This is a genomic window from Bradyrhizobium sp. MI1.11 (assembly GCF_055811255.1).
The window spans coordinates 82,668-96,367 of record NZ_JBVVPM010000015.1 but is presented as its reverse complement, the minus strand read 5'-3'; the positions used below and the strand labels follow the sequence as shown (position 1 = coordinate 96,367).

15 protein-coding genes are annotated in these 13,700 nt (G+C 61.8%); 7 read left to right on the top strand and 8 right to left on the bottom strand.

Annotation, left to right across the window (positions count from 1 at the left end):
- Nucleotides 1-170: 170 nt before the first annotated feature.
- Nucleotides 171-1,076, bottom strand: a complete 906-nt coding sequence (locus AC0L30_RS17340) for a helix-turn-helix domain-containing protein (protein ID WP_473254573.1) — start codon at nucleotides 1,074-1,076, stop codon at nucleotides 171-173.
- A 48-nt stretch (nucleotides 1,077-1,124) separates the two neighbouring features.
- On the opposite strand from AC0L30_RS17340, the gene pobA reads away from it, so the two are divergent.
- Nucleotides 1,125-2,297, top strand: coding sequence for a 4-hydroxybenzoate 3-monooxygenase (gene pobA / locus AC0L30_RS17335; protein ID WP_473254574.1), 1,173 nt, complete (start codon nucleotides 1,125-1,127; stop codon nucleotides 2,295-2,297).
- 35 nt (nucleotides 2,298-2,332) lie between these two features.
- On the opposite strand, the gene AC0L30_RS17330 is transcribed toward pobA, so the two are convergent.
- Together AC0L30_RS17330 and AC0L30_RS17325 are read right to left on the bottom strand one after the other, a co-directional pair.
- Nucleotides 2,333-4,483: a CHASE2 domain-containing protein gene (locus AC0L30_RS17330; RefSeq protein ID WP_473404805.1), complete on the bottom strand. Its 2,151-nt coding sequence runs from the start codon at nucleotides 4,481-4,483 to the stop codon at nucleotides 2,333-2,335.
- Nucleotides 4,484-4,501: 18 nt separating this feature from the next.
- The gene (locus AC0L30_RS17325) at nucleotides 4,502-5,173 is read right to left on the bottom strand and encodes a hypothetical protein (protein ID WP_473404804.1); all 672 of its coding nucleotides are present in this window, start codon (nucleotides 5,171-5,173) and stop codon (nucleotides 4,502-4,504) included.
- Nucleotides 5,174-5,797: 624 nt separating this feature from the next.
- Between AC0L30_RS17325 and AC0L30_RS17320 the strand changes: the two genes are divergently transcribed.
- Complete coding sequence (locus AC0L30_RS17320; protein ID WP_007595548.1) at nucleotides 5,798-6,256, top strand: hypothetical protein; 459 nt, start codon at nucleotides 5,798-5,800, stop codon at nucleotides 6,254-6,256.
- Between the two features lie 39 nt (nucleotides 6,257-6,295).
- On the opposite strand, the gene galE is transcribed toward AC0L30_RS17320, so the two are convergent.
- Both galE and AC0L30_RS17310 read right to left on the bottom strand, forming a co-directional pair.
- Nucleotides 6,296-7,288, bottom strand: coding sequence for a UDP-glucose 4-epimerase GalE (galE, locus tag AC0L30_RS17315; RefSeq protein WP_473404803.1), 993 nt, complete (start codon nucleotides 7,286-7,288; stop codon nucleotides 6,296-6,298).
- 6 nt (nucleotides 7,289-7,294) lie between these two features.
- On the bottom strand, nucleotides 7,295-7,474 hold the full coding sequence (locus AC0L30_RS17310; protein WP_473254577.1) for a hypothetical protein: 180 nt from the start codon (nucleotides 7,472-7,474) through the stop codon (nucleotides 7,295-7,297).
- A 204-nt stretch (nucleotides 7,475-7,678) separates the two neighbouring features.
- Here AC0L30_RS17310 and AC0L30_RS17305 point away from each other — a divergent pair, with 204 nt between their 5' ends.
- Nucleotides 7,679-7,963 carry a hypothetical protein gene (locus tag AC0L30_RS17305; protein WP_473366382.1) on the top strand — a complete coding sequence of 95 codons (285 nt, stop codon included), beginning with the start codon at nucleotides 7,679-7,681 and terminating at the stop codon, nucleotides 7,961-7,963.
- 146 nt (nucleotides 7,964-8,109) lie between these two features.
- Nucleotides 8,110-8,556 (top strand): CHRD domain-containing protein, encoded by a 447-nt coding sequence (locus AC0L30_RS17300; RefSeq protein WP_376707519.1) that lies wholly within the window; start codon nucleotides 8,110-8,112, stop codon nucleotides 8,554-8,556.
- 43 nt (nucleotides 8,557-8,599) lie between these two features.
- Here the strand turns inward: AC0L30_RS17300 and AC0L30_RS17295 are convergent, their stop codons facing one another.
- From AC0L30_RS17295 to AC0L30_RS17285, 3 genes are all read right to left on the bottom strand, one after another.
- On the bottom strand, nucleotides 8,600-8,965 hold the full coding sequence (locus AC0L30_RS17295) for a VanZ family protein (protein ID WP_473366384.1): 366 nt from the start codon (nucleotides 8,963-8,965) through the stop codon (nucleotides 8,600-8,602).
- Nucleotides 8,966-9,086: 121 nt separating this feature from the next.
- Entirely contained in the window at nucleotides 9,087-10,676 is a 1,590-nt protein-coding gene (locus AC0L30_RS17290) for an EAL domain-containing protein (RefSeq protein WP_473404802.1), read from the bottom strand.
- Nucleotides 10,677-11,273: 597 nt separating this feature from the next.
- Entirely contained in the window at nucleotides 11,274-11,447 is a 174-nt protein-coding gene (locus tag AC0L30_RS17285) for a hypothetical protein (RefSeq protein WP_162847250.1), read from the bottom strand.
- Between the two features lie 1,011 nt (nucleotides 11,448-12,458).
- Here AC0L30_RS17285 and AC0L30_RS17280 point away from each other — a divergent pair.
- From AC0L30_RS17280 to AC0L30_RS17270, 3 genes are read left to right on the top strand one after another with little or no spacing between them, the layout of a single operon-like run.
- Entirely contained in the window at nucleotides 12,459-12,746 is a 288-nt protein-coding gene (locus AC0L30_RS17280; protein ID WP_473254580.1) for a hypothetical protein, read from the top strand.
- Between the two features lie 41 nt (nucleotides 12,747-12,787).
- Nucleotides 12,788-13,204: a hypothetical protein gene (locus AC0L30_RS17275; RefSeq protein WP_007595535.1), complete on the top strand. Its 417-nt coding sequence runs from the start codon at nucleotides 12,788-12,790 to the stop codon at nucleotides 13,202-13,204.
- 57 nt (nucleotides 13,205-13,261) lie between these two features.
- A complete protein-coding gene (locus AC0L30_RS17270; protein ID WP_473366386.1) occupies nucleotides 13,262-13,681 on the top strand; it encodes a hypothetical protein in 420 nt (139 codons plus the stop codon).
- The last annotated feature ends 19 nt before the right edge of the window (nucleotides 13,682-13,700 follow it).

Sequence of the window (13,700 nt, the reverse complement as noted above, 5' to 3'; positions counted from 1 at the left end):
CCAGGCTAAGGCGCGCGCATTCCCTACTCAATTGTACTGAGGTAAAGGGCGCCTATCCAAAGGATAGGGCCCCATATACGAAGGTTAAGTGGCAGCGCTGGCAACAAAGGCCATTGCGGTTCCCAGCGTGGCCTTCGACCACAGGCGCGCCTGATCGATCGGCCGATTTGTCAGCCTTCCTCGCCGTGGAGCTGCGCGCGAAAGGCGCGCGGCGACACGCCCGTGGCGGCGGCATAGACCCGGCTGAAATAGGCGGGGTCCTCGAAACCCAGCGCATAGGCGATCGTCGAGACCGGCAAATTGGTGTAGACGAGGTTGCGCCGCGCCTCGCGGATCAGCCGGTTGAGGATCAGGTGCGAGGCGGTGTCGCCGGTTGCCGTCCGCGTTACCCGGTTGAGATGGGTCGTCGTGATCGACAGCGCGCCCGCATAGTCCGCAACGCTCCAGCGTTCCAGATGATGCTGTTCCAGCAGCGCCTCGAAGCGGCGGAATAGTCCGCTTTCAGCCGTGCCGTTGCCTCCGCTCTCGCCAGTGAGTGCGCGGGCCACCAGCCCGATCATGGCTGCCGAGAGTGCACGCAGCACATGCGCTCGGCCGAAATCGCGCGCGGCGTGTTCGGCAAAGATCTGCTTCATGGTGGTCCGGATCTGCGGCGTGCCGCGTATCACGGCCGAGCGCGACAAGGCACTTCGCAGGCCTTCAGAGGCGAGCAGCGCTTCGTCCAATATTTCCGCGGCGATGGTCAGCACCCAGCCCTGGGTATCAGGCACGAAACGGAAGCCGTGGACGTGGCCGACAGGCACGTTCACGATTTGCATCGGCTTCAGCTGCACCACGCGCCCGTCGAGCGTGGCTTCGCCGCCGCCGCGCTCGATCAGCAGCACCTGGTGCAGCCGGGCATGGCGGTGCACGGCCAGCGTCCAGTCGTGCAGCACCGAGCGCGAGGCAATCGTCTCGCAATGCACGACATCGGGCAGATCGCCGGACTCGCCGAACAAATTGTAGACCCGGATCGCCGGGGCGGGGGCTGCGCGTCTCATGTTCGAATAGTACAAGACAAAGACGAAAGCCTCCATCGGTCAGCGGCGCTGAATCTGCAAGAAAGTGCCGAGGAGGACGCAAAAATGAAAGTTCAGGTCTGTATCATCGGCGGCGGGCCCTCCGGGCTGCTGTTGTCCCAGCTCCTGCACCTCAAGGGCATCGACACGGTCGTGCTGGAAAAATCCAGCCGCGACCACGTGCTTGCCCGGATCCGTGCCGGCGTGCTCGAACACGGCTTCGCCAGGCTGATGCGCGAGGCTCAGTGCGGCGAGCGGATGGACCGCGAGGGTGAGATCCACAAGGGATTCGAGATCGCCCATGATGGGGTGCTCTCCCAGATCGACCTCCACAAGCATTCCGGCGGCAATTCGGTGCTGGTCTACGGCCAGACCGAGCTGACGCGCGACCTCTACGAGGCGCGCGACCGCCTCGGCGGCAACGTCGTGCACAATGCCGAGGACGTGACGCCGCATGACCTGACCTCCGATCGGCCTTACGTGACCTATCGTTCGAATGGCGAGACCGTCCGAGTCGATTGCGATTATATCGTTGGCGCCGACGGCTTTCATGGCGTCAGTCGCAAGTCGATTCCGAAGGACGTGCTGCGGGAATACGAGAAGATCTATCCGTTCGGCTGGCTCGGCGTGCTGTCGCGTACGAAACCGGTGTCGCCGGAGCTGATCTATGTGAAGCATGAGCGCGGCTTCGCGTTGTGTTCCTTGCGGTCGCAAGTGCTGAGCCGCTACTACGTCCAGGTGCCGCTCACCGACAAGGTGGAGGACTGGAGCGACGATGCGTTCTGGGCCGAGCTGAAGCGTCGTCTGCCGGACGAGGTCGGCGGCCGCCTGATCACGGGACCGTCCATCGAAAAGAGCATCGCGCCGTTGCGCAGCTTCGTCGCCGAGCCGATGAGCTACGGTCGCCTGTTTCTCGCCGGCGATGCCGCCCACATCGTGCCGCCGACCGGCGCGCGCGGGCTGAACAGCGCCGCCTCCGACATCTATTATCTCTACCACGCCATGCTCGCGCACTATCAGAACGACGATGATTCCGGGCTCCAGGGCTATTCCGCCAAGGCGCTGGCGCGGATCTGGAAGGCGCAACGCTTCTCGTGGTGGATGACGATGCTGCTGCATCGCTTCCCCGACCGGCTCGAATACGAGGACCGGCTCCAGCAGACGGAGCTGGAATATCTCCTCTCGTCTGAGACGGCACAGCGCCTGCTCGCGGAGAATTATGTGGGACTGCCGTTCTAGCGTGGAGTGGACCCGAAAAGCGGTGCGACGCTGCGCTACTTTCCTTCTAGGATGTTCACCGGCGTCCAATCCGACCCCGGTGGATTTGTAGCGAGCGCAGTCGCGCGCTTGCCAAAAAGCGCTGACGCCGGATCCATTTCCGCCGTTCGCCCGAACGCATCAGCCGCCTTCGCAAACTCCCTTGCCCGCCAGCACGCCAACCCTTCCGCATACGCGGCGGCAACCTTCGTCTGCCCGGCACTCTCCGTGCCCTTGTCCGCGAGGGGCTCGAACACCTTGATCGCCTCGCCGCGTCCTATCAATTTGATGGCGTCGAGCTCGCGCCAGGCGAAAGTATCGCCTGTCTGCGCGACAGTCGTTTCTGAGGCCATGATGGCGGTGCCATAATATTTGTTGGCGCCTTCGAGCCGCGAGGCGACGTTCACGGTGTCGCTCATCACGGTGTAGTTGAAGCGGCGGCGGGAGCCGATATTGCCGACCACGGCCTCGCCGCTGTTGAGCCCGATGCGGTGCGACAGGCCGTGGCCGGCGAAGGCGGCGCCGCCGGCGTTGAGCTCCGCCAGCTTTGCGTGACATTTCAGCGCGGCATGGACGGCGTGGCGCGCATGCGCGGGATCGTCGGCGGGCGCACCGAACATGGCGACGATGGAATCACCGATATATTTGTCGACATAACCGCCATGGCTCTCGATGATGTCGGTCATGGCCGACAGATATTCGTTCATCAGCGTCACCAGCTCGCCCGGCGTCATCGTCTCGGCGATGGAGGAAAAGCCGCTCAGGTCGGAGAAGAACATCGTGACGTTGCGCATTTCGCCGCCGAGCGCCGGCATCTTGCCGGAGGCCACCATCGTCTCGATCACCTCGGGCGCGAGATAGAACGCAAAGCTCCTGCGCAGGAAACGCTCGTCACGATCGGCCAGCACGAAACGGTAGCCGATCATCATCGCGAGCGCGGCAAGGCTCGCGAGTGCCGGCTCGGTCAACGGCAGCGCCAAGGCATGGACGAATGCACCGACGGCCACAGCGGCGTATACGGCGGTGAGGCCGAGCCATGCGATCAGTGCGCCACCCGGTGCGAGCACGCAGGCCGCGCAGGCCACGATCGCTGCGAACCCGATGGTGAGAATGCTCCGCAGTGGAAAGCCGAGCTCGGTCACCGCATCGCGTTCGATCAGATTTCGCACCGCGTTGGCATGCACGAAGACACCGGCAATGTCGCTGCGAGCCTTTTGTGCGGTGTTCGCCGGGACGGGCAGGGCGCATCGTGGCCCCGGCGTTCCGTCATACCCGCCGGACAGCCGCATCGAGGTGAGCTTGCGGTCATCGAAATTGAGGACGGTCCCGAGCAGCACCACCTTGTCTTCGAAGGCGCGACGGAAGAAGTCGCGGTCACCTTTCTCCACGCAGGCACGCAGGTCGGCGAAGGAATAGGCCGGCACGTCACGACCCATGCCGCGGAAGTTGAGCGTCAGCGTGTTGGGGACCGCGCTTGGGATCGTGTAGCCGGATAGTTCCGTCGCGTCGGATGGTCCGATCTCGGGCCTTGCGCCGAGCGTACGCGCGGCGAGCTCGACCGCCATTGCGGTGGCCGGCTTGCCGTTGATCGCAAAGCTCAGCGGCATCCGCCGGATAACGTCGTCGCTGTCGGTATGGACGTTGAGCGCGCGGATATTGTTCTTCACCACTAGTTGCTGCGCGCGGTCAGGACTATCCGGGTGGTCGTTACTGAGGACCTCGCCGAGCACCAGCTTGCCGCTGTCGGAGAGCTGCCGCAGTGCGATCAGGTAATCGCGGTCAAATCCCTTGATCCGGCTGCCGAACGAGGTATCCCCAAAGGGAATCTCCGACTGCTCGATCGAACTCGGAAAGATGACGTCGAAGCCGATGACCTTGGCACCGCCGTCGCTGATACTCCCGAGCACCCGGCCGATCTCGCGCGTCCAGGTCTGCGTTGGCGATCCCTTGAACGGCGGAGTGTCGTAGGTCTCGCCGTCGATGGCCACGACGACGACCGGCGATGTCGCGGGATCGCGGTGGTCGCCGACGAGCTTGCCGCGCAGTGCCGTGAGGATGTCGAGCGACAGGCCCTGCAGCGTCTGGAACGGCGGAGACGTGACGACGGCGCCTGCAAGAAGCGCAATCAGGATCGCTGGAACGATGTCCCGTCTGCCGATCCGCCGCATCGCCCCGCCGCTAGCTGCCTATTCGAGCCGCAGCAGGCGCCCGACGATCGGTGTCGGCGACGACGTAGCGCTGGGATCGACCTGGAAAGCGTAACGCTTGGTGCCGAGGATGGCGAGATAGCTGCCGCCCGGCGTCAGCGACTTCCCGGCCTTGGCGAAGTCATAGAACTTGCCGCCGACCATCGTCTCGCTCTTGAGCGGCACGCTGATCGAGGGCTCCTTGCCATCGGTGCGTTCGATCACCAGGGTGCTGCCGCTCTTGGCCTGCACTAACGGCGCGACGCCGTAGAGCGTCGGCAGCTTGGCCGGAGCGCTGCCCTTGGCGTCCGACCGCATGGTGCGGAAGGTCGTCGCGGCACTCTGGTTCGCCTCGCGCTCCGACAGTTTTGCCGCGTTGGTATCGCAGGGCACCTTTTCCCGCTTGACCTCACCGAGTTGCACGGTGCTCTGCTCGGTGCCGACCATGATGACGCCTTCGCTGATGGTCTCGCGCTGGCACGATTTGAGATAGCTGAGCGTAATGGTTGCCTTGGGCCCCAGCTTGATGATCTTGCCCGGCGCCACGTAATCCATGAACGCGACACCGTCGACCTTGCCTTGCACCTCCTCGACGATGGCGGCCGGGGTCTCCGCCAAAGCGGGGGCAGCAAGACAGCACGCGCCGACAACAGCGCCGATCAGGCTTTTCATGGGAATTCTCATCCAATTCGACCGATACTTGCCCGGTCCCCGTCCAGGCCCGATGCTTAGCAGCGAAACGCCCAGGCAAGTGTGACCGGAATCACTCTCAGATATTGGTGCACTCTATCAGGAAGAGGTTCAAACCGGCGACCGGAGAAAACAGTGCGCCGGCAAGCTGTTGGCCGGATGGATAATTTCATTCGGCTGGGACGGCCTCGACCGGGTGGCCCTCCGCTGCACTCTCTATAATGGGCGCGAGCGTGATAATGGGAGCCAGCGTTGCTCGGTCTTCTGGTGCGGCGTCGTCTGTTGACCGGCCGCGATCTCCACGACTTTGTCCCATCGCGACAGGAAGGCTGGCTGTCACGAACTGGTTGGAGTTGATAGCGGTCATATGCAAGCTGCCAAACGAAGTCGGCACGCCGATCGTTTTTAGCGCGGTATCCAACGAAGTCCAGCTTTCTTGCCCGCTGCACGGGGGAACGTGCGCCCGCCCGCGTCGCTGCGCGTCGGCAGCAATTTGACTGGCTCGCTTTGCAGGACGTTAACCGTGGCGGAATGCTCCCCGCGCGGGTCATTGTCGCGCCCCAGAGTTGGTTGCAAATACGTTTGGGTTTTACGGTGGATGTTTTCATGCTGAGAGACGGCAAATATGCGGCCTGGTTCAGGACCCCGCGCGGTCAGGGCACGGGCGTCGTGCATCTGGCGGAGGGACGAATCTCCGGCAGCGACAGCTTCTTCACGTATGGCGGCTCTTACCGAATCGACGAGCAGCGCTTCACGGCGGTTCTGACCACGCGGCGACATGCCGAGGGGCCGCCGACCGTGTTCGGGCTCGACGAAGTCGAGGTCAAGCTCTCGGGCGTGTGCAGCGGCGCCATGGCGACCTGTTCCGGAACGGCCGAGCAGGCGCCCGATGTGACCTTCGAGGCGACGCTGATTTACAGCCAGGACGAGGTGCCCGCCGTTGAGGCCAGAGGTGCGGTCGTGAAGCTCAACGCCGACAAGCTGCCCAAGGGTCTCGACGGCCGCTCGCGATCGCGCCATCCGTTTGCGCCGGGATCGCTCGGCTCAGAACGGAATAGACCATAGGCCACGTCTTATCCCGCCTGATCGACTTCGACGATGTCGTCAGGGCTGCTTAAGCGGATGAGCCCTCTGGTGCCAGGCCCAGGCGGTGCGGATCACAGTCGGCAGATCCGAATGTCGCGGCACGAAATTCAGCACTTTTCGCGCTGCGGAGGGATCGGCGACCAGATAGGTGGGATCGCCGGCGCGGCGCGGTTTCATGGTGTGGGGCACCTCGCGCCCGGTCTCCTGCCTGATGGCAGTCAGAATTTCCCGCACCGAAAAGCCGGAGCCGGTGCCCAGATTGAAGCTCCCGCCGGCATGCCCTTGTTCCAGCAGCTTCAGCGCCGCAACATGCGCCGCGGCGAGGTCGGTGACATGGATGTAATCGCGGATCGCGGTGCCATCGGGCGTGTCGTAGTCCTCGCCGAACACGGCAAAATCGACATGGCCCTGTAATGCCATCATGGCGCGCGGAATGAGATGGGTTTCATTGTCACGCAATTCGCCGATGCCGCCGGCAGGATCGGCGCCGCTGGCGTTGAAATAGCGCAGGCAGAACGCGCCGAAGCCGTAAGCGGCGCGGTAATCGGCGAGCATGCGCTCGATCATCCACTTCGATGCGCCATAGGGGTTGATCGGCGCGCAGGGGAAGTCTTCCGGCAGTTCCTTGGAATCGGCATTGCCGTAGACGGCGCCGGTCGAGGAGAACACGATACGATGGCAGCCCGCATTGCGCATCGCCTGCAATAGCGACAGCGTGCCCTGCACATTGTTGATGTAGTACTTTTGCGGGTCGGTCATGGACTCGCCGACGAGGCTCGCCGCCGCGAAATGCATGACCGCCGTGATGTTGTGCTCGGCGAAGGCGCGCGCCAGCGTGGCGCCGTCGAGCAGATCGCCTGTTACCAGCGGCCCGGCGACGAAGCCGCGATGACCTGTCGACAGATTGTCATAAACGACGGGCTGATAACCGGCGGCGGTCAGGGCGCGGCAGGCATGCGAGCCGATATAGCCCGCGCCTCCCGTAACGAGGACAGTCGGTCGGTCGGTCATGTCTGCTTACCTCGATGTGAAATCAACGATCATCCATGCGTCCGCGGCCAGCACCAAATCGGCACACAGCACGAGCACCGCAAGCGTCAACCATTCGAAACGCTTGCCGAAGGCGGGGACACGCCGCGTGGCACCACGGGACACGACATCACTCGAGGAGAGGGCTTCCGAAGTGATCTGTCCCAATGTGATTGCCTCAGTTCGACAGTTGATCGATCGGGTGAGCATAGATCGATCTTCGCCGTATGCAACCCACCGGGACTCGGCATGATTGTCTTCGTTTAGCTCGCATTGACCCTATCGCTGCGAAACGGTGGGCGCGCGCATCGCGGCAACCGAAGCTTTAAGGACGAAAAATAAGCTGATGCCGAGTAAAGGAGTGACGGAAACATGGCACAGATCTGGATGACTTATGACGAACTCGCCGGGCTTAGTGGCTGCACGCCTGCCGAGGCCAGAATGCGGGCCATCCATTTGTCACTTGACCGCCGCAAAAGCCGCGATGGCGCAACCCGCGTTAAGCTCGATCTGGCGCTGACGGCTAAATTTTTCGCATCTGTCCGGGACGCCGGTTTTGATCTGGACGGCGCCATCGAGGCGCTCCAGGCCACCCATCGCCAGATGGCAGAACTCCTGTCGCCGAACCAGTTCCAGGGCCGGCGCTGGTCGGCTTAGCCCCCGCATGCAATCGATCACGCTCCGGGCACGAGGAGCCGAGATTCTCGCGATGCTTGTTCCGAATCAGGCATAAATCTCCATCCGGATTTTCCATTGCGGGCCGGGTTAACCGCAGCGGGCCGCAGAGCCTGCAGGAGGATGCCATGAGGAACGACAGCGATCGAGGCTACGCGACACTGTTGGGAGCGGCGATGCTGGGCGGGCTGATCATCATGACAACCGCAACGGCAAACGCAGAGCTTGTGAAGTTGCAGGCCGATTTAAAAGGCAGCAATGAAGTGCCTCCGAACAACTCGCCTGGAACAGGCAAGGCCGAGGCGACCTACGATACCGAGGCGAAGACCCTCACCTATACGGTCAGCTTTTCCGGCTTGACCGGGCCAGTCATGGGGGCACATTTCCATGGCCCCGTGGAGCCCGGCAAGAACGCCGGCATCGTGCTGCCGTTCAAGACGGTGCAAAGTCCGATTCAGGGGAGCGCAACGCTCACGGAAGCTCAGGCTGCGGATCTGCTGGCCGGGAAATGGTACGCGAACATTCATACGGCCGCGAACCCGGGCGGTGAACTACGCGGACAAATGATAAAATAAGGACGGTAACTTCCCGATGCAGACGTGCAGGCCCGGCATCTGCTCAGGAGGGCGGTCTCGGTAAGAAGGCCAGGATTGTTTGAGCGAGGAGGACCCCGACGGTCCCGCCTGCTGCTTTTTGCAGCACGTCCAGGAAACCCGGGTCACGATCGGGCGTCATTGCTTGCAGGATTTCGAGTCCCATTGCGACCGCCACGACAAGCGCGCATGCGAGAGTGAGCCGACCGGGCAACAGGAAGGACAAAAGAAATCCCAGCAACCCGTAGGCGCTGAAGCGCTCGATCACGACGACCCAATAAGCCTCGTGATGACCGATAAGCACGGGTCTCCCCGCCAGTCTCGCAAGCGTGGCATAGACGATGAGCGCGAAGCAGATTCCTGCGGCTGCGATAAGGTGGTTTCGGCGCATTGGACGACCATAGCCGGACCGGAGCCAGGCCGCGTTGAAAGATGAGAGTATCGTTAAGGCTGATTGAGCAGGGCGCCCGGTGCGGAGCGTTTTGCCGTCTCGGGTTAACGGCTCAATCCAGTCAGGCCACCAACACCGCGTCGGTCGGCAATTTAGCGCTCTGCGCCAGGCAGCGTGACTCGACCAACTCGTTGAATCGCGGGAAGGGCAGTGGGGCGGAGACGAGATAGCCCTGCCCCTCCTCTACGCCGGATGAAATAAGCGCCTGGACCTGCTCTTCCGTCTCGATGCCTTCCGCGACCACCGTCATTTGGAGGTCCTTCGCAAGTGCGACCAGCATCTCCACGATCGTGGCAGTCGATGCGTCCACGGTGATCGTGTCGACGAAAAATTTGTCGATCTTGATTGTATTGGCGCCCAGGCCCTTGAGCCGAGATAGCCCGCTGTGACCGACGCCGACGTCGTCGATGGCGACGCGAAACCCGTAGTCCCTGAGTTCGCTGACCACGGCTGCGGCGCGTGCGAGGTCGTCGAGTTCGTCGCGCTCGGTCACCTCGATGACGATCTGGCGCGCGGAGACGTGCGCCGCCATGACTGTGCGGCGAAGCGTTTCAATGAAGCCTGCACTCAAGAGATGCTTTGGCACGACGTTGAGGGAGAGCTTGAAATCCTTGTTCGCTTTCAACAACGGTTGCAGATCCGACAGCGCTGATCGCAGTATCTGCCAGGTCATGACCTCGATGCGGCCGCTGGATTCCGCGAGCGGGATGAAGTTCATCGGAGGCACGACCGATCCGTCTTTGAGCAGCCACCGAGCCAACACCTCGCAGCCCTTGATCCGACCGGTCTTGAGCTCGAAGATTGGCTGGTAGTACGGCTTGAATTCGTTCGCGGCCAGCCCGCGATCGAGATCGGCGACGGGCCCTTCCATGCGGCGGCTCCGCGCCAAAAGCTCGCCGAAAAGCGCGCCGATTGCAAACGCTACGGCCAACGCCGGCCAGTAGGCCTCGCTGTTCCACGTCGAGAGGATGCCGCGTTCGAGGCGGATGGTCGCATGGAGCGGGAATCGAGCGGAATTTTTGTCGAGATCGATCGGGGCCTGCAAGGCTTTGTCGGGATCGAGCAGGAATTCGCCAAGTTTCTCGCCGTTGCTCAAGGCGAGGATCACTTCGCTATGGGCGCGCAACTCGGCGGGCATGATGTCGAACAGGCTGGCGTTGACGCCAAGAATGGCGACCAGTGCGGCATTGCCGTTGATGTCTTTGAGCACGCCCAGAGCATCGCCGCCGAATTGCTCGACACGGAAGAGCGAAAGGCTCTTGTCGTGCGAGGGAAGCATATCGCGGCGGTCGATCCATCCCTTGTCGAATTCCAGCGTTTCGGAATAGGCCGAACAGATCACCGAGCCATCAGGGTTGACGAGGCGCACGTCCTTGATCGCGGAGCGCTGGTAGACGTGGAGCCGGATCGCCTGCAGCGTCGCGGGCCCGCAATCGGCAAGGTCGCGCCGCGCGAGTTCGCCCAGGCTCGCGCCGGCAAAATCGACCGCAAATTCGGCGCGACGCAGAACGACTTCGGTCAATTCGTCGAGCTGATGGGTCTGCTGGTACCGAATGAACGAAGTTGCCGCAAAGTGGCCGGCCGCGCCGAACACGGCCGTGCTCGCGAGCACAAGCGCCGCAAATGCGAAAGTCGGTCGCTGCAATCTCATTCGGCCCGGCGGAACAGAGGGAAGCGTCGGCCGATCTTAGTCAGGACGCGCTAAAATAGGGTTTAATGCCCGGACGGGGCATGTGGAACCGGCCTTTGGGGGGTTGGGCAGGCGAGTGACCCGTCTGCCCCCGGGGCGGGGGCCCTATCGAAAATGCCTCTTAACCTTCCGCTCCCAAGTTCTGGCGGCCCATTCGATGGCGGAGGGAAGCGGGTGCGGGATTGTAGGGCGCGATGGAAGTCTGCCGGGTGCTGCCACCATGCTGTGGCCGGGTGGCTCGCAAGCGCAAGACCACGAAGGCGATATTGATAGCCAACCAGACCAGGATGACGCAAATGGCAAGATGTGCCACGGCCAGACCTCGCGATGAAGTTGGAGTCAACGCGAGCGCGCTGGTTCGGTTCCCTGGCGAACAGGGTTAGAGCGCGTTTATTTCATGCAGCTGGATTCGAGGCTTTCGAGCGGACGGTGGTCTCACCTTGGCTTGAGTCCTGGCTCCAGTCCGATGAGCAACACGTCGCATTCGTTCTTCGTCAGAATCGGAGATCGCGCGCCCGCGGTCATCCATGACGTCGTTGGCGAAACACCGCCGCACGCCTAGGCCTTTTTCCTCGCCTTCGTTTTCAACGAAAGACCAAGGCGCAAGGCCATGCGCTTGATCGCATCGGGCGATCGTCCGAGCTGTTTCGCCGCCTCCTCCAATGAAGCCGAAGACTTGGCCAACTCCATCAGCCGGCGGTCTTCCTTGAACGACCAGGGCTTGCGCGCCATAACCGAAATCATCCTCTCGTCGAGACAAAGACAAAGCCGCCAAGCGGACCCATGTCGCTCGACGGCTTTGCTTGGGTGGGGCCGAGCTTGGGGAAGCCCGGTGAGACGATGGGATAAGCGATCGGTGAGACTTCGCAACAAACAACGCGGATTAAGCTAACCGCTCAACCTTAACGCGTCTAATCCGGACTTCGTGGCTCCGTATTATCACGGAGATTTCAATGCTGATCAGCAGCGGCCGTCGCCGCGTTTTGAGTGGTTCGAAGCCGAACTTATCGACCGGCGATTCTGAAGGCTGCATGGGCCGGGGCCGTCGACGTGAACCCGGATTAACATCCGGCCGGATTTAACTTCAACAGTGAGACGTTTTGGTCTTTCCGGGCCCCCGGCCGTCGGGCGACGACCAAACTTCGATCAACTCTTGCACAACCTTCATCGTCGCCTGACAAAACCTTCAGCGGCGCCGATCTTGAAGTCGTCACAACGACAAGATGAAATGCAATGGGAGGAACGCGCCGGAAAAATGGGACGTTCAAATGTTGGCAATCGTGGTCTTGGGTTCGATCTTCGCCGGCGGTTTTGCTTGCGGCTATGGTGCGAGGGCGTGGCGCTCGCGAAAGCGATCGGCAAGATATCGTCTCTATGCGCCCTATACTCCCGCGGCAACAGGGGCGGGACGAAGTCGGTCGCCGTCGTAATGGTGGAATCTCGCGCGTGGCCTGTTTGCCGGACGATCTCAGTGGCATGATCGAAATAACCATGTACGGTTAGGTTAACTTGTCGCAACTCTTGAGAGCCTAGCCGACGTCACCTAGAACATATCGATTGACAGCGAAAGTTTAGTCGCCCCGATTTTTCCGGGGCCCGCGTTAGGGTAGGCGTAAATGGCGTATCTGATTGCGTTGTTGAGCGCGATAATTTGTATCCTTGTTTTGATGGTTTTCGTTCGCGACTATGATCGGCACCTGAAAGATCTTCCAGGTCCTTGGATCATGGACGAGGCTCATTCGAATGACTGAAAGGCACAACGCGCCCCGCAGGTATTTCGTTGATGCGCAAGGGAAACGGGTGCTGATAGGGCTGTCGCTTCCGGAAACGGCCGAGTTCGAAGCGCTGGATGTGACATCGGGAGAGACGGTTGAAATCGCGGCCGAAATCGGTCTGAGCGATGGAGCCGCCGCGGCGGACGAAGCTCGATGGCGTGAGCTCTATTCCAAACACGAAGGAGCCTGGCGGGCGTGGATCGTACAAAGCCAGGCGGAGCGGCCACAAGGTTCAAGCTTTGTTAACTATGTCTGACCGATGTTAGCGGTCCAAATCTCGAACGTGGGATGGCCCAAATGTTTCAGCTGTTCCTGAGAGCGCGCGCACACAACTTTCTCAGCTCCCGCCGTGAGGACAAGGGCTTCAAGGCCCGTACCGTCGAGCGCGATGCGGAGACGGACCGCGTTCGAATCGATGCCGTCATGGTCGCGATCGATGCGGCATTGCGCGATGCGGAGAGGGAGCAGGTCGGCCTCGGACGACGCGTTGATGACGCACTTGCGCGTGCATCCGTCACCTTCGGAAACGGCACCGATGAATATCTCGAACGGGAGCCGATCGACAGCCATCATCAAGATCTCTTTGCCGCCGATATCTCCAACGGCCAGCGGCGGCTCAAGGAATTGGCAAACACCATCACTCACTTGAGGTTTATCAGGACCGCGATGCTCACGCGCTTTCCGAACCTGAAGCCGCCGCAGCTCAATAGCTAGGATCGAGGCTTTGGCTCGGCATCTGCCGTCTGGTGAAAAGCAGCAGGTCCGGGCGCGATGGATATCTCGGCCCGAGAAGCATCATCTCTCGCAGAGCAGCTTCTGCCACCAGACATTTCGGCGCCGCTTTGCCGTTTGGCTCTTCTGTCCTTTTTGATATGGTCCCGCCCTGTTCTCGGACGGATTGAAGGAGCGAGCCAGGTGATCTCCAGAAATTTGCAAAGGTCGATGGGATTGGCATTTGTTTTGGCTATTGGCGCACCAGTCACGGCTTCGGCCGTCACGGTAGAAGTAGCGCGCGCATGCGACGCAGCTTTGGCCAAGGCCTTTCCCCCAAAGCAAATCGGCAATCCCGCTGCGGGCAGCGCCGGGACTGTCAAGGAGCGGCGCGATTATTTGAGCAAATGCGTCGCGAACAACGGCAAGGTCGATGATGCTCCGGCGGATGCGCCTAAAGACGCCAAGGCCAAGAAATAAACGAAACGCGTCGCGCCAC